15 protein-coding genes are annotated in these 15,229 nt (G+C 35.2%); 6 read left to right on the top strand and 9 right to left on the bottom strand.

Annotation, left to right across the window (positions count from 1 at the left end):
- Positions 1–7: 7 nt before the first annotated feature.
- Positions 8–463, bottom strand: coding sequence for a nucleoside-diphosphate kinase (gene ndk, locus AC6EIY_RS07915; protein WP_498508188.1), 456 nt, complete (start codon positions 461–463; stop codon positions 8–10).
- 142 nt (positions 464–605) lie between these two features.
- Between ndk and speA the strand changes: the two genes are divergently transcribed.
- Positions 606–2,549, top strand: coding sequence for a biosynthetic arginine decarboxylase (gene speA / locus AC6EIY_RS07910; RefSeq protein WP_498506396.1), 1,944 nt, complete (start codon positions 606–608; stop codon positions 2,547–2,549).
- A 1-nt stretch (position 2,550) separates the two neighbouring features.
- Here the strand turns inward: speA and alaS are convergent, their stop codons facing one another.
- Positions 2,551–5,211 (bottom strand): alanine--tRNA ligase, encoded by a 2,661-nt coding sequence (gene alaS, locus AC6EIY_RS07905; protein ID WP_498506395.1) that lies wholly within the window; start codon positions 5,209–5,211, stop codon positions 2,551–2,553.
- A 294-nt stretch (positions 5,212–5,505) separates the two neighbouring features.
- Here alaS and AC6EIY_RS07900 point away from each other — a divergent pair, with 294 nt between their 5' ends.
- From AC6EIY_RS07900 to AC6EIY_RS07890, 3 genes are read left to right on the top strand one after another with little or no spacing between them, the layout of a single operon-like run.
- Positions 5,506–7,281 carry a flavin reductase gene (locus AC6EIY_RS07900; protein ID WP_498506394.1) on the top strand — a complete coding sequence of 592 codons (1,776 nt, stop codon included), beginning with the start codon at positions 5,506–5,508 and terminating at the stop codon, positions 7,279–7,281.
- Positions 7,282–7,283: 2 nt separating this feature from the next.
- Complete coding sequence (locus AC6EIY_RS07895) at positions 7,284–9,134, top strand: flavin reductase (RefSeq protein WP_498506393.1); 1,851 nt, start codon at positions 7,284–7,286, stop codon at positions 9,132–9,134.
- A 50-nt stretch (positions 9,135–9,184) separates the two neighbouring features.
- Positions 9,185–9,709, top strand: coding sequence for an NAD(P)H-dependent oxidoreductase (locus AC6EIY_RS07890; protein WP_498506392.1), 525 nt, complete (start codon positions 9,185–9,187; stop codon positions 9,707–9,709).
- Here AC6EIY_RS07890 and mrdA read toward each other — a convergent pair.
- Genes mrdA through AC6EIY_RS07875 form a run of 3 tightly spaced genes read right to left on the bottom strand, consistent with a single transcriptional unit; the run spans position 9,706 to position 12,569 of the window.
- Positions 9,706–11,547: a penicillin-binding protein 2 gene (gene mrdA / locus AC6EIY_RS07885; RefSeq protein ID WP_498506391.1), complete on the bottom strand. Its 1,842-nt coding sequence runs from the start codon at positions 11,545–11,547 to the stop codon at positions 9,706–9,708. The two genes, AC6EIY_RS07890 and mrdA, sit on opposite strands and share 4 nt — an antisense overlap.
- Before the next feature lie 16 nt (positions 11,548–11,563).
- The gene (locus tag AC6EIY_RS07880; RefSeq protein ID WP_498506390.1) at positions 11,564–11,941 is read right to left on the bottom strand and encodes a hypothetical protein; all 378 of its coding nucleotides are present in this window, start codon (positions 11,939–11,941) and stop codon (positions 11,564–11,566) included.
- Between the two features lie 16 nt (positions 11,942–11,957).
- Positions 11,958–12,569, bottom strand: coding sequence for a DUF8672 family protein (locus tag AC6EIY_RS07875; RefSeq protein WP_498506389.1), 612 nt, complete (start codon positions 12,567–12,569; stop codon positions 11,958–11,960).
- Positions 12,570–12,875: 306 nt separating this feature from the next.
- On the opposite strand from AC6EIY_RS07875, the gene AC6EIY_RS07870 reads away from it, so the two are divergent.
- Both AC6EIY_RS07870 and AC6EIY_RS07865 read left to right on the top strand, forming a co-directional pair.
- Positions 12,876–13,193, top strand: coding sequence for a hypothetical protein (locus AC6EIY_RS07870; protein WP_498506388.1), 318 nt, complete (start codon positions 12,876–12,878; stop codon positions 13,191–13,193).
- Between the two features lie 337 nt (positions 13,194–13,530).
- Positions 13,531–13,656 (top strand): hypothetical protein, encoded by a 126-nt coding sequence (locus AC6EIY_RS07865; protein WP_498506387.1) that lies wholly within the window; start codon positions 13,531–13,533, stop codon positions 13,654–13,656.
- 338 nt (positions 13,657–13,994) lie between these two features.
- Here AC6EIY_RS07865 and AC6EIY_RS07860 read toward each other — a convergent pair whose 3' ends face one another.
- The 4 genes from AC6EIY_RS07860 to AC6EIY_RS07845 are packed head-to-tail and all read right to left on the bottom strand — an operon-like array spanning position 13,995 to position 15,187.
- A complete protein-coding gene (locus tag AC6EIY_RS07860; RefSeq protein WP_498506386.1) occupies positions 13,995–14,372 on the bottom strand; it encodes a hypothetical protein in 378 nt (125 codons plus the stop codon).
- Positions 14,373–14,409: 37 nt separating this feature from the next.
- Positions 14,410–14,580, bottom strand: a complete 171-nt coding sequence (locus tag AC6EIY_RS07855) for a hypothetical protein (protein WP_498506385.1) — start codon at positions 14,578–14,580, stop codon at positions 14,410–14,412.
- A gap of 8 nt (positions 14,581–14,588) precedes the next feature.
- Positions 14,589–14,864, bottom strand: a complete 276-nt coding sequence (locus tag AC6EIY_RS07850; RefSeq protein ID WP_498506384.1) for a potassium channel family protein — start codon at positions 14,862–14,864, stop codon at positions 14,589–14,591.
- 14 nt (positions 14,865–14,878) lie between these two features.
- Positions 14,879–15,187, bottom strand: a complete 309-nt coding sequence (locus AC6EIY_RS07845; RefSeq protein WP_498506383.1) for an ion transporter — start codon at positions 15,185–15,187, stop codon at positions 14,879–14,881.
- Between the last annotated feature and the right edge of the window lie 42 nt (positions 15,188–15,229).

Here is a 15,229-nt window from a genome sequence, read left to right as displayed (position 1 = left end):
CAATAATTTATTCCACTCTCCATGATTGATCTGATGGGGTCCAATCAACAAGTTCATTTTTCTGGAACCATAGTTCAATTTCAAATACTGCCGTATTAAAACCATCAGAACCATGAATAACATTACGACCAATATTCACAGCCAAATCACCTCTAATAGTTCCAGGTTCAGCCTCAAGAGGCTTCGTTGCTCCAATCAATTTTCTCGCACTTGCAATAACTCCTTCACCCTCCCAAACCATTGCAACAACAGGACCACTTGTTATGAAATCAACTAAACCTGAAAAGAAAGGACGATCTTTGTGTACACCGTAATGTTTTTCAGCAAGTTCTTTGCTTGGTGTGAGTTGCTTTAGGCCTACTAATTTGAATCCTTTGGTTTCAAAACGACCAAGAATCTCAGCGATTAAACCTCTTTGTACACCATCTGGCTTGATAGCAACAAAAGTTCTTTCCAAAGTCATTGCGATATTCATTAATATGAAGCCATAGTCTTCCTAAAACCACCCTCTTGGCAAGTAAAACATGACACTTAATAAAACTGTTCTCAAATTTAATTGTATTAATCGTGAATGATCAAAACTTGGCAACTTTGTTATCGCATAAATGACTGTGAAAAATACTAATCAATCTCTCTCTTGGACTATCCAAAACAGCTCAGACCTCTATGGGATTGATCGATGGGGAAAGGGTTATTTCACAATCAATGAAAAAGGGAATATTGGTATTTGTCCTAACGGTTCCAAAAACAAATCTCATGATTTGATGGAACTATTAGATGAACTCGAAAGTCGAAAACTAAAATTTCCTCTGTTAATAAGATTTGACGATATTCTCGAAGACTGCTTAAAAAACTTACATAAAGCTTTTGAAAAAGCAATAAGTGACTATCAATATCAAGGAAAATACCAAGGTGTATTTCCAATTAAATGTAATCAACAGCGTCACGTAGTTGAAGAATTAATCACCTGTGGTTCCAAATGGAATTTTGGCTTAGAGGCTGGAAGCAAGCCAGAGCTACTAATTGCTTTATCAATATTAGAAGATCCTAAAGCTTTACTAATATGTAATGGCTATAAAGATAAACGTTATATTGAGACAGCTATTTTAGCACGTCAGCTTGGACGTCAACCTATAGTAGTTATAGAACAAGCAAATGATGTTGATCTTATAATCAGATCCAGTCATTTACTCGGAGCATCTCCACTCATAGGAATTAGAGCAAAGTTATCTAGTCAAAGCAGTGGAAGATGGAGTAGCTCGATTGGTGACAAGTCAAAATTTGGACTTTCAATTCCAGAAATATTGAAAGCAATCAAAAGGTTAAAAGAAGCAAAACTTCTCAATGAATTAAAGCTTTTACATTTTCATCTAGGGAGTCAAATTAACGATATAGGTGTTTTAAAAGATGCCTTACAAGAAGCAGGACAAATTTATGCAGAATTAATTAATCTTGGGGCTCCTATGGGATACTTAGATGTTGGAGGTGGTTTAGGTATTGATTACGATGGAAGTCAAACAGCCTCAATAGCATCTACTAATTACTCACTTCAAAATTATGCAAACGATGTAGTAGCAACTATTAAAGAGTGTTGTGAATCAAAAAAGATACCACTACCCACATTGATTACGGAGAGTGGAAGAGCAATTGCTAGTCACTTTTCAATCTTAATCTTCAATATTTTAGGCAAAAATTCGTTACCCTCTGACATTCCTAAAGAAGACGAAAAAGAGTGTCTCTCTGTCAGAAATTTACGTGAAACATTAATCCATATACAGTCTCTAGAACTTAAGCAAGAGGAAGATTTAGCCAAACTACAAGAAGCATGGAATGATTCACTTAAATTTAAAGCAGATGCATTAGCGGCTTTTCGTCTCGGTTATATAGATTTAGTTGAACGTGCAAAAGCCGAACAGTTGACATGGGCCTGTGCAAAAACAATTGTTAATCAGTTACCAAAAAATATACTTCTACCGACAGAACTAAAAAAATTAAGTGAAAGTTTAGCCATAACATACTACGCAAATCTTTCCGTATTTAGATCCGCTCCAGACACTTGGGCCATTGATCAAGTTTTTCCAATTATGCCAATCCATCGGCTTAGCAAAGAACCGAACAAACTTGGTCACTTTGCAGATTTAACATGCGATTCAGATGGAAAGCTTGATCAATTTATTGACAATGGAAAAATTAAAAGCTTGCTACCTCTTCATGAATTTGATCAAGACGAAAAATATCTAATTGGACTTTTTTTAGGAGGCGCCTATCAAGAAGTAATGGGAAATCTACATAATTTATTTGGGAGTACTAATGCAGTCCATATAAGATTTACAGAGAAAGGAACATACAAAGTTGAGCATGTCATTCGTGGAAATTCAAAATCAAATGTTCTTGAATATTTGGAACATGATCCAGAAATATTATTAGAGCGATTACGAAAATCAAGCGAATCAGCTATTCAAAGCGGGCATCTTAAAATCCAGGATGCACAAAAATTAATAGAGCATGTGGAGGTAAGTCTCCGTCAAAGTACTTACCTACAGAGCTAAATTAAGACAATTGTTGAGTCAAATCCTCATTAGCTTTTTCTAAAGCTAGATCCAGCGATTGAGGTTGACTACCACCAGCTTGAGCGAGATTTGGACGACCACCGCCGCCACCACCACAAATTTTTGCAACCCCACTGATAAATTTGCCCGCATGAAAACCATCTAAGACCAAATCAGAAGAAAATGCAGCAACAAACACTAATTTATTATCGATCTCCTGATTTGGAATACCTCCAAAAACAACAGCAGAGTACTTGCCCAAATGATCTATCAAACTTGAAGCCGCAGATTGCAATCCAGCTCCGTCAACTCCATCTAAACGTCTGATTAATAATTTACTCTTACCAACACATTTTGCATAACTCGCCAAACTCAATGCCTTCACTAATGCGAGTTCATTCTTAAGTTTGATAAGTTCTTTTGTTTTATCTTTCAATTCCATTTGAAGAGATGAAACTCTCTCAACAATTTCATATGATTGAACCTTGAATGATTTACTTAACTCCTTAACTACCAAATCACGTTCGTTAAAATAATCTAAAACTGATGGACCAGCGATAGCCTCTATTCGTCTAATACCTGAAGCAATACCTGTCTCATTAATAATTTTAAACGTACCTAGTTGTGAAGTGCGAGTTACATGGGTTCCTCCACATAACTCCATAGAAACACCTGGAACATCCACGACACGTACCACATCACCATATTTCTCACCAAACATTGCCAAAGCACCAGCAGCCATAGCATCCTTAATTGGCATTGTTTTAATTTGAATTGGATGATCTTCATTAATCCATTGATTTATCAGTACTTCCATATCATCAAGTTCTTTGTTTGTTAAAGGTTTTGGAGCATTAAAATCAAATCTCAATCGATCATTTGAAACTAAGGAGCCTCTTTGACTTACACTTGAGTCAATCGATAACTTTAAAGCTGATTGTAATAGATGTGTAGCTGTGTGATTTGATGTAGTTCGTTGACGAAAAGATGGAGTTACATTCATCTGAACAGATGAATTAACTATTAGAACTCCAGTCTTAATCCTTCCAGAATGAATAAAAATATTCTTCTTTTTTCTAACGTTTTCTATAGACACCTCTAAATCTTGAGATGTTATTAAGCCTTTATCTCCAATTTGGCCACCCGACTCAGCATAAAAAGGCGTTCTATTAACAATAATCTTGACTAAATCACCTTCAAAAGCTTGTTTAACTAATTCATTATTTTTAAAAATGCCTATCACGGTAGAAGTGGTTTGTAACTTTTCATAGCCATCAAATATTGTTTCATCAAACAAAGAAATTTCTCTTTCAATTGAACCTTCTTCAGTTAAATCAATACTGACAGAAGCTGCTTTTGCACGTTTGCGTTGCTTCTCCATTTCAGCTTCAAAGCCAGTTATATCAACAGAAATACCTTTTTCATTTGCGATCTCTTCTGTTAATTCCAAAGGAAAACCATAAGTGTCATAAAGCTCAAATGCCTGAGCACCAGAGATAAGATCACATTCATGAGCTGTTATCTCTGCTAAAAGTTTTTCTCCCCGTTCAAGAGTTTCAAGGAAACGAGATTCTTCTATTTTTAATTCACTAAGAATAATTTTCTTTTTCTCCAATAATTGAGGATAAGCATTTTTCATCAGCTCAATTGCAACTTCAGCTAGCTGAGGTAAAAACGACTGATTAATCCCTACCAGTCGACCATGTCGAATCATACGCCGTATGAGACGACGAAGAATATAGCCTCGCCCAAGATTGCTTGCAGTTACACCGTCACAAATTAAATGAGTGACAGCTCTACAATGATCGCCAATAATTTTTAATGATGTTTGATTTTTTTTATTTGTAGTTTCATAATTAACTTTAGCTAATAAAGCCGCTGACTCAATGAGAGGAAAAATAAGATCCGTTTCGTAGTTATTAGATTTTTTTTGCAAAATTTGAGCCATTCTTTCTAAGCCCATTCCTGTATCAATATGACAATTCGCCAATGGTTCAAGAGTGCCCTTTAAGTTTCGGTTGTATTGCATAAAAACCAAATTATAAAATTCTATAAATCGACTATCGTCTTCAAGATCTATACCGTCATTTCCTAATTCGGGTTTAAAATCAAAATATAGTTCAGAACATGGACCACAAGGTCCTGTAGCTCCAGATGACCAAAAATTATCCGAAGCACCCATTCTGATGATTCTCTTTGCATCAACCCCTTTAACTTCTTTCCATATTTGCTCGGCTTCTAAGTCTTCTTCAAAAACGCTAATGACTATATTCTTTGGATTGAGTTGAAAAACATCAGTAGTTAATTCCCACGCCCATTGAATTGCCTCTTTTTTAAAGTAATCACCAAAAGAAAAATTACCAAGCATCTCAAAAAAAGTATGATGCCTAGCTGTTCTCCCTACATTTTCAATATCATTTGTTCGAATACATTTTTGACTGGATGTTGCTCGAGGAGTAGGAGATTCTTTCAATCCTAAAAATATAGGCTTAAAAGGTAACATCCCCGCAATTGTCAATAAAACAGTTGGGTCATCTGGAATTAAAGAAGAACTTGCAAGTTTCTCATGATTATGTTTAGTAAAAAAGTTTATAAAAGCTTCTCTTATTTCATCTCCTGAAAGAGATGGAGGATTCATTAAGGTAGAAGAATTTTTTTTCATAACTAAAAATTATTTCTACAAAGGTTTTTGAAAACAATCACAAAAATGGTCAGATTGGCTCAACTTGCCCTTAAACAATAACAAAATGGAAACCCATGAGACTTCGAAAGACAAAATATTCAAAAAAATCCGTCGAGATCCACACCTATTGCAAACAAATAATATTTACGGGAAGCAGTATCACACGTGCAAACCTCAATATCCTAATATGGTAAAAAATGATCTAGGTATTTTCACTCAGCAATCTAATTTGTTGCATCTTTCTAGCTCTCTCTGATTAATGGCTTTAAGAACATGATTTTTACTGAATCGACAGCTTTAGAAAATCAGAAAAAGGATACTCACAGGCTCACACTGCAATATGAAAAAATTGCTGAAGATACTCACACTTTAAGATCATTGGATTGGGATCGGAGCAGGTTTGATATTGAATTTGGCCTTAGAAATGGGACTACATACAATAGTTTTTTAATAAGAGGCAAAAAAACTGCACTCATAGATACAAGCCATTTAAAATTTAAAGATATTTGGTTTGAAAAACTAAGACAAGAAATCAACCCAACAGAAATTGATTTTTTAATAGTCAGTCACACAGAGCCAGATCATTCAGGACTCATTAAATATTTAATTGAACTAAATCCAAATATTGAAATCGTCGCATCTAAAGTTGCTATAAAATTTCTAGAAGACCAAATCCATCAACCTTTCAAGTCAAGAGCAATCAAAAGTGGTGAGGAGCTAAATTTAGAAACTAATTCAATCAGCGGAGTCGAGCACAAAATTGAATTTATTAGTGCGCCAAATCTACACTGGCCCGATACTATTTTTTCTTTTGATCACGGTACTCAAGTTTTATATACTTGTGACGCGTTTGGTTTACATTACTGTTCAGAAAAATTGTACGACGAGAATCCAAAACTATTAAATGAAGATTTCCGATTTTATTACGACTGCCTCATGGGTCCTAATGCCCGCAGCGTAGTTCAAGCATTAAAAAAAATTGATGCATTGCCAACTGTGCAAACTATTGGTGTTGGACATGGACCAATCCTTAATTTTAATACGCAGTTATGGCTGGATAATTATAGAGAATGGAGTAAGCAAAGGAGTAAAGGTGATAACTATGCCGTGGTTTGTTACCTCAGCCAATATGGTTTTTGCGATCGGCTTAGTCAAGCAATTGCTCATGGCATAGGCAAGGCAAATGCTCAAGTTCAATTAGTTGATCTTATCGCTTCAGACACTCAAGAATTAACTGCTCTAATTAGTGATGCAAGCGCAGTTGTTGTACCAACATGGCCAATAAAATCTGATTCGGAATTGCAAAGTAATATTGGGACACTACTTGCGTCATTAAAACAAAAACAGTGGGTAGCTACTTATGATTCTTATGGCGGAAATGAAGAGCCAATTGACTTTATTACGAACCAATTAAGAAAGCTTGGACAAAAAGAAGCATTTAAACCACTTCGAGTTCGTGACGAACCAAATAAAACTGTTTATCAACAATTTGAAGAAGCTGGTACAGATTTAGGTCAAATTCTTACTAGAAAGAAAAATCTTGCTGCTACAAAAAGCCTTGATGGAGAATTAAACAAAGCGCTTGGTTGTTTAAGCGGTGGGCTCTACATTGTTACGGCTAAAGAGAATTCAGGTGCGGACAGTCGAGACGGTGCGATGGTTGCAAGCTGGGTCAGTCAAGCAAGTTTTGAACCCCCTGGAATCACCGTGGCAGTAGCTAAAGACAGAGCGATTGAATCATTATTACAAGTCAACAATCGTTTTGTTTTGAATATTCTTCAAGAAAATAATTATTTGCACCTCTTCAGACACTTTTTAAAACGTTTTCCACCAGGTGCTAATCGATTCGAAGGAGTTGAATTAATGAATGATCTTGCGGCTGGAGGACCAGTTCTATCTGATGCGTTAGCTTTCCTTTCATGTAAAGTTATTCAAAGAATGGAGACGCCAGACCATTGGATCATCTATTCATCAGTTGAGAAAGGTAATTTATCTAATACTCAAAGTAAAACAGCAGTGCATCACAGAAGAGTTGGTAGTAATTATTAACAATGGCAGTAGAGAATATTTCTTCACCAAGGTTAAATACTTTCATAAAAAAGACCATCCAGATTCCTATTGAGGAGAACTTAATTTGTTTAAGAAGCCTAAATCCAAAAAGAACTAGATTTGAAGTTGAATATTCACTTGAAAAAGGTAGTTGCACAAATACTTTTTTATTTAAGTCATATCAAGATAAAGATTCTAAATCACAAGAATATATTTTAATTCACCCTCCTGGTTTAACATTTGAAAAAGAATTCTTAGAAGAGTTTGAGACAATAATAAGCAAAGATTCAGCTGAAATTAAGATAGTTATGGGTCATATCAATCCCAATAAAGTAGCGTTTGTAAAACGAATGCAAGTGAAATATAAAAATTTAACGGTTATTTGTTCTAATCCCGGAGCAAAGTTATTCAAGGAAATTTGGAATTTACGAAAACCATCTAAAGATAAATATCCAAAAGAAGCATCGGAGAAAGTTGCAATCCTTCCAAATATACAAATCATTAGACAACTAGACACTCTGCAACTAGATAATAATTTTGAGATTACACTCATTCCCGCGCCAACAGCACGTTGGCCTGGTGGACTAATTGTTTTTGAAAAGGAAACTGGTTTATTGATGAGTGACAAATTGTTTGGTGCGCATGTATATGAAGAAAAATGGGCTGAATTGAACAGTATTAGTACGGATGAAGAAAGAAGACATTACTTCGATTGTTTAATGGCACCAATGTCTACTCAAGTGAATAGTATTATCGAAAAATTCGAAGATTTTGAGATTGATACGATAGCCCCTGGACATGGGCCTGCAATCAGCGGTAGTTGGAGAAGTTTATTAAACAACTACCAAAGCTGGGGAGAAAGCCAAAAATACAGCAACTTAAGAGTTGCTTTATTATTTGCTAGTGCATATGGAAACACTGCAGCTATTGCTGATGCCATCGCTAGAGGAATTAGTAAAACAGGAGTCAAAGTTAAGATTATTAATTGTGAATTCACCGCTTCAGATAGTTTAATCAATGAAATTCGTAAAGCCGATGGATATCTAATTGGATCACCAACTTTAGGAGGACATGCACCTACCCCAATTGTTTCTGCGCTAGGCACGCTTTTGGCTGAGGGAGACAGAGACAAACCGGCTGGAGTATTTGGAAGTTATGGATGGAGTGGAGAAGCTCTTGATTTACTTGAAAAAAAATTAAAAGATGGGGGCTTTAAATTTGGATTTGAACCCATAAAAATCAAATTCAGTCCTGACCCATTAATGATTAAAAAACTTGAGGAAACAGGTATCCAATTTGGTAAACAATTAATTAATACAAAATTACGTCAACAAAGAAAGGCTAATGTTGGCTTAAATACAAGTAAAAGTGATCCAACAATTAATGCACTTGGAAGAGTTGTAGGATCACTATGTATATTGACTGCTCAAAAAGGAGATAAAGGTAATCAAATTAGCGGAGCAATGGTCGCAAGCTGGGTGAGTCAAGCAAGCTTTTCTCCTCCTGGTATTACGATTGCAGTAGCTAAAGAAAGAGCTGTAGAAAACTTACTTCATACTGGTGATAATTTTGCTTTGAATATCTTAGAGCAAAACAATCATCAAAGCCTCCTTAAACAATTTCTCCAATCATTCAAACCTGGAGATAATAGATTTAACAATCTTGAGATCAAATTAAGTCCAAGCAATCAACCGTTGTTAAATGAAGCTTTAGCTTGGCTGGAGGGTACAGTTAGTCAACGAATGGAGTGTGGGGATCATTGGCTGATATATGCTGAGATTAAACATGGAAAAGTCCTTAAAAAAGATGGAGTAACAGCAGTTCATCATCGAAAAACCGGAGCGAACTACTAGATCCATTACAAAAACGACTTGATCCATTTATATTTCCTTCCCAATTCACAATGTCTAATAAAAAGCTTCTTGTCATAGCTGCAAGCAATGGTGAAAATCTGAAGTTAGCCAAAAGATTTTTACTCGCAGGCAAGGAACTAAATTACTCATGCGCATTACTTGATTTGACAGAATCACAAAATGATTTACCAATATTTAATCCACGTCATAATTCAAAAGAGAAAGCACCAGATAATCTTCATTTGATCAATGCTCAAATGGAAAGCCATTCACATTGGGTCATTTGTGCTCCAGAATATAATGGTTCAATTCCTCCAATTCTTACAAATGCAATAGCCTGGCTTTCTGTGCAAGGAAAAGATTTTCGAAATTTATTTAACGAACGTCCAATTGCAATTGCAAGTTTTTCGGGAGGAGGGTGTATGGAGTTATTGCTTTCAATGCGAATTCAGCTGACCCATCTTGGAGCTTTGGTTTTAGGTCGACAGTTAGCTACCAACAAGTCAAAAATTGCTGAAGATACATCAATTAACGCAATCTTAACTCAACTATTAAAATTAAATCATTCTAATTAATTCTCGGACTCTTCTCCAACACTAATCAATTGCTCATTAGAGTTTAATTCATACCATGTCTGAAACATTTTTTTTGCCATAGGGAGAGCGTGGACTGAACCACCACCAGGAGTATTCTGAGCAAATGCAACTATGACTATTTCACCCGAGTCATAAGGCGCAAAGCCAGCAAACCATGCATGATCTTTACCTCCACTGCTATCTTCAGCTGTTCCAGTTTTACCAGCGACTGGAGGGATTATAGAGGGATCTATATTTATTCCAATGGCAGTACCACTAGTTACTACTTTTCGAAGTCCACGACGGATTGTCTCAAAAGTTGTATCTCGAATATCTACTTTTTGGAAATATTTTTCTGATCTCCAATTAATATTTCCATCAACCAAATGAGGAGTAATCAAATAACCACCATTTGCAAAAGACGCATATGCTCGTGCTAATTGCAATGGAGTAACCAGAACAACCGATTGACCAATGGATGCACTAGCCATATCCTCTACGATCCAGGGAGTTTCTCCAGGCTTGCCCCAGCCACGACCTTTATCAGCCCATTCCTTATTCCCTACTAAACCCTTATTTTCATCAATTAAAGTTTCTATGCCAGTGTAATTATCGAAGCCAAGTTTAATCGCTGCATCATATAAAGCCGAGGGCCCAACCCCTACACCTACTTGATAAAAAAACGTATTGCTCGAAACTCTAAATGCATCTTCATATCCTATCCACCCAAAACCTCTCTTGTTATATTCTGGAAAACAATGACTACCATATTTAATACAAGGAACGGTCTTTAATTTTTGACTGGGAGGAAATTTGCCACTTTCCATACCGGCAATAGCCGTTATGGGCTTCCATGTACTTCCTGGATCGTATGCATTAAATGCTCTACTCAAAAGGGGACGATTCGATGACAAAAAAAAGTTGTTATATTGTTGATTAGTAAAAGGCTGAGAAAAAAAATTCAGATCAAAAGTAGGTTGACTAGCAATTGCTCTAATTGCACCTGTACGTGGATCAAGCGCTACTATTGCTCCTCCGACTTTATCGGACAAAACTTTTTCGGCAGTCCGTTGAAGCTCTAGATCAAGAGTCAATTTGATATCCTTGCCAGCTTTAGGAAGCTTTAACCCTAGACTCCGTTGAACCGTACCTATTGCATCAATCTCAAGCATTTCTCCGCCCCATTTACCTCTCAATTCAGGTTCAAAAGCAGCTTCAATTCCTTTTCGTCCAATTCGATCGGAAAATTTATAACCTCTTTGTGAAAGCTCCGAAAACTCATCTTGAGTTATCAATTGTGTATAACCTAAAGCATGAGCGGCTAAAGACTTATAAGGATAATTTCTAACTAAACCAATATCAATCTGAGCACCATACAATTTACTCTCTTGTTCTTTAAATCTGATAACTTGCTCAACGGATAAATCACGCAACAATACTTTTTTATAAGGAGTCTCGGAATTACTTCTGTTAAATGCAATCTCTAATTGACTTGCAGAAACATTCAACAGATCAGATAAAGCATCCCTTAGATTAATCCATTCAATATTAGTTAACAGTCTAGGTTGAACAGATAAAGAATAAAAAAGTTTATTGTCGGCAAGAATTACACCATTACGATCTAATAGCCTGCCTCGTATTGGTGGGTTAGAGATTAGCTTGATTCTATTTTCTTCTGAGAGTTTTTTATAGTAAGAGCCATTAATTATTTGTATCCAAAATAGACGAGCACCTGTTACGAAAAAAATTAAGCAAGTAAATAAAAAGAAAATAAAGGGTTGATTGAAAGCACCCACATGCTTTTTAGAACTGAGATATAAATTCTCCTTTTTCTTCATTATTAGAATTCAAGAATTATTCGTCATCTAAATTTTTTGAGTCATTACTAAGATAATGCCTCAATTGATCTAATTTATTATCAATTCTATTTAAAGTTGAAACTAAAGAATCATGATCATTACTTTCATAATCAGGAGAATTCTCTTGAACAGTTACATCAACAGAAACAACTGGATAGCCTAAACCAGGAATCAATTGATCAATCTTATCCCTTACTGTCTTTGCAGAAGTTTTGCCGTCAACTTGGAATTCTAAAAATGGATCTTTTGATTTTAATACATCCATTATTTTTTGAAATCCACCATTTTTAGCATTGTTAACAATGCCCATGCCAAAAGGCAATGCAGACTCCATTGCAAATAAATGCAAATCCCTTAATTGATCTTTAGCCATAATGGCTTAACAAAAGCTACTTAAGAATACCTGTTTCTGACGTTGGAAAGTAAGGAGTACAACTATTATTAGAAATACCTATGGACCAACCACCAAAGATTGACATCACAATTATTGTCGCGAATGGAAGAAAAGCTTGATGTGTAGTTTCAAGAGTTAACCATTCTCGCCAACCTCTTACAAAACGCTCTCTAGCAAACCTATTACGCTCTCTTGAAGCTTGATTAATTTTCTTTCTAAAAGATTTCTCTACCCAACGTTCAAAAGACTTTTTTTTAGTAACCGCCATTTTTCTTTCAACTTCTAGCAATTGCCCCGCAGTAAGCTGAGGATGAAAAGTACTAATTAATTCAAGCGTTTTTAAAAACATTTCAACTGCGGCGTCTTTAATCATCCGCTCTTCGTCTTTCAGAAAAGTCCAATCTACTTCTGGATAAAAACGCGCTCTATTAAGATTGATTTGCTCTTCTCCTAGCTGGCCAGGCTCCCTTAACCATCTATCAGTATTGTTGTCAAAGCGTCGCCAATATAGAAAAGGATTTATAAAAATAACCTTTCCTGAGATGGTTATACTATCTTTCTGAAGCCTTCGGCTCAACTGCAAATCAGTCTGTTGTGCAACTGTCAAAAGTAATAAGCTATTGAACCAATTTATCTTTTTTTTTTGCAGTCGACCACCCCTAGAAAATAATACAAATTAGCATAGCTATAAGAAATACAAACCAACTCAAAAGGCAAAGATAGATTTATTTGATCAATTTCTCTCTAAATCTCTATTTTTTGCTTGTCTGGAAAGTTACCTCACTTGATTTCATGCTTATTTTCTAGATAAACAATATCAAAATGTTTACAGGAATAAGTATCTTTTGAATGAGTGCATGCAAAACAACAATAATTCAGTTATGTTCATTCCGAACACATTCCAACAAAAGAAATGCTTCGTAAGCAAGAAAAAAATGCTGTAACAAGAGGAGTGATCCTCGCTATTGGTTGGGGATGGGGTTTAGATAGATTTTACGAGGGTGACAAAAAAGGAGGAATTCTCTCAATCATTGGCTGGGGTATTATCTTTTCGAGTTTTCTATACTTGAAATGCTCGGGTATCGAATATGTTGATGGTGTAAAAGATTATTCCAATTATAGTCCTAACCCTTTAATAGTTCTTCCTTTAATTGCTGGTTTATATGGAATATATTTAATTATTAGAAAAGGTTTTAGATTAGCTAAACAGTTTGAAAATGCAGAGGACTAGCCAATCTTGCAGGTCAAAAATCAATTCAGCCTCATGATCTAAGTAATTTTTTTTAAGTAGTGAAAACCCCAATAACAGTAAAAATGAATTGACAGGACAACTCCTCACTCAATAGTTCTGTTAATAAAATTGAGGAGTGAGATTCTCCGAAGTGGAAACAAGGAAACACGTGCGTCTGATCTCCAAAAAAACCGTCTTGTCAACAATGAGGCGGTTTTTTTGTAATTATTTTGAATGTAAAAAACTCAAAAAGGTAATGAGAACGGTATCCTTTACTACTTGTAAACTTTTTTGATAAGTAAATAGATTAAATTTAAAAAAAAAACCCTTTAAAAAAATGACCGAGAAAAATAAAACAAGCAAACAAAAATACAGTGGGAAAGGAAAAGCGATGCTTGCCTATGACACTGTTCAAATAGGTTCTAATGTATTTTCTTGTGTTGCACTTAATGAATCGCTTTAAGTTTCTGCTCTGTAAAACAAGAATCAAAAGTCTTCATCCAATGTGTCAAAGAGATTCAATCGAATGGACAAAGTTCTTCTGATGCTGTTCGCCTTCATAACGGTGGTAAGTAGAGATCAGTCAAAAAGGCAAAGAAATTTAATGAGTTGTTAATAAGAATTCAGCATTGAAAGTAGCTAATGGAGATAATTTGATTTTGTGTGTAATTAATCAGGTTTGTACTCTTTTCAAATAATTCTTGCAAATATAAATTCATTTTTATCAAAACATATTGAGTGCTTTGTTTCTTTGCTATTTAAATTCAAAAAGTTTCATTTAATCAATATCCATTTTTCTTTTTATACTAATTTTGTTGTACCCCAATCAACTTTCACTCCAAAGCCTTCAGGTATATCTTCACTAATATCTCTTAACTCTAGCCATTTAATCTCATCATCTATAGTCATATTTTTAAACCTTCTAACATATATATCTCCAGCCAAATCTGGATCTTCAACACCAAAAAAGTCACATATTTCTTCTACTCTTGCCCAATGCTCAATTTCATTAGTTGCTCGTTTAAATTCAGTCATATGAAATTTCGCTCCTTCATCCTGACTTAGTTTTTCTAGAACTGAAGAAGAAAGAATAACAGTTGCGAAGTCCCATCGAGAGCAATCTTCTCCTTGAACCACAAGATTCCTTTTATTGAGTTCTTGCAGCCACGCTTCGTCCATAATCATCCACTCAATTAAATTATTTTATCTTATTCAATCAATCTTTCCAATACTCATACCACTCGGCTTCTACTAGTTCAGCCATTGATAACGAGTTGTAAAAACCTCTCCATTTCTTTTCTGAATTTACATCAGTAGCACTCAATGAGACCATAAGAACTATTGCTCCTTCTTTAGTAAAAAAATTTCCTGTATTTGATGTGAACATCAATTCAATTAGGTATTACTTGAAAACTCATTTTCATACAATTCGTTTTTATTTTTATCGTGTACCCCTATTGATTCACTAAATCCAGATGCAAGTATTCCAGTAGGTATTGCAATTGCAGCAATACCCATAAGAGAAGTTATCGATGCAATCGTTTTTCCAACAGCCGTTACTGGTATGGAATCTCCATAACCAACAGCACTGACAGTTGTGATTGACAACCAAAGACATCTTGGAATTGAACCTAACAAGATTGGTTGAATAGAAGATTCAGCAAGATACATAAAAGTACTGCTGATCAACAAAAGTAAAACTGTTTAAAAAATCGAAATTTGTAATTCTTGACTCTTTGAACGAATTGCATAATTAAAGTGATATATACTTTGCTTAATTTTTCACTCCTTCCAATTTTTAATATTCTCAAGAGACGAATAATCCTGAGAATTTTTAATTCAGCACGAACACCAATAAAAGATGGGACAACTGCAATAACATCAATTATTGCCATTGGTGAAACCACATAACGTAAAACGCCTTTCCATCCTTTGCCATATTTCTTTTCAAGTGGTGCAACCCATAAGCGACAACAATATTCAACACAAAACACCAATAACCCAATCCAAAAGGTCTATCTGATTCCCAAATTTAT

It is taken from the genome of Prochlorococcus sp. MIT2304, assembly GCF_059772405.1.
The sequence above is the reverse complement of the archived record's forward strand: the minus strand, read 5'-3'. Positions and strand labels throughout refer to the sequence as shown.

Bases quoted from the DNA above. Each gene is read 5' to 3' on its own strand.
- ndk (WP_498508188.1), bottom strand. From the start codon at position 463: ATGACTTTGGAAAGAACTTTTGTTGCTATCAAGCCAGATGGTGTACAA.
- speA (WP_498506396.1), top strand. From the start codon at position 606: ATGACTGTGAAAAATACTAATCAATCTCTCTCTTGGACTATCCAAAAC.
- alaS (WP_498506395.1), bottom strand. From the start codon at position 5,211: ATGAAAAAAAATTCTTCTACCTTAATGAATCCTCCATCTCTTTCAGGA.
- AC6EIY_RS07900 (WP_498506394.1), top strand. From the start codon at position 5,506: ATGATTTTTACTGAATCGACAGCTTTAGAAAATCAGAAAAAGGATACT.
- AC6EIY_RS07895 (WP_498506393.1), top strand. From the start codon at position 7,284: ATGGCAGTAGAGAATATTTCTTCACCAAGGTTAAATACTTTCATAAAA.
- AC6EIY_RS07890 (WP_498506392.1), top strand. From the start codon at position 9,185: ATGTCTAATAAAAAGCTTCTTGTCATAGCTGCAAGCAATGGTGAAAAT.
- mrdA (WP_498506391.1), bottom strand. From the start codon at position 11,547: ATGAAGAAAAAGGAGAATTTATATCTCAGTTCTAAAAAGCATGTGGGT.
- AC6EIY_RS07880 (WP_498506390.1), bottom strand. From the start codon at position 11,941: ATGGCTAAAGATCAATTAAGGGATTTGCATTTATTTGCAATGGAGTCT.
- AC6EIY_RS07870 (WP_498506388.1), top strand. From the start codon at position 12,876: ATGCTTCGTAAGCAAGAAAAAAATGCTGTAACAAGAGGAGTGATCCTC.
- AC6EIY_RS07865 (WP_498506387.1), top strand. From the start codon at position 13,531: ATGACCGAGAAAAATAAAACAAGCAAACAAAAATACAGTGGGAAAGGA.
- AC6EIY_RS07860 (WP_498506386.1), bottom strand. From the start codon at position 14,372: ATGGACGAAGCGTGGCTGCAAGAACTCAATAAAAGGAATCTTGTGGTT.
- AC6EIY_RS07855 (WP_498506385.1), bottom strand. From the start codon at position 14,580: ATGTTCACATCAAATACAGGAAATTTTTTTACTAAAGAAGGAGCAATA.
- AC6EIY_RS07850 (WP_498506384.1), bottom strand. From the start codon at position 14,864: ATGTATCTTGCTGAATCTTCTATTCAACCAATCTTGTTAGGTTCAATT.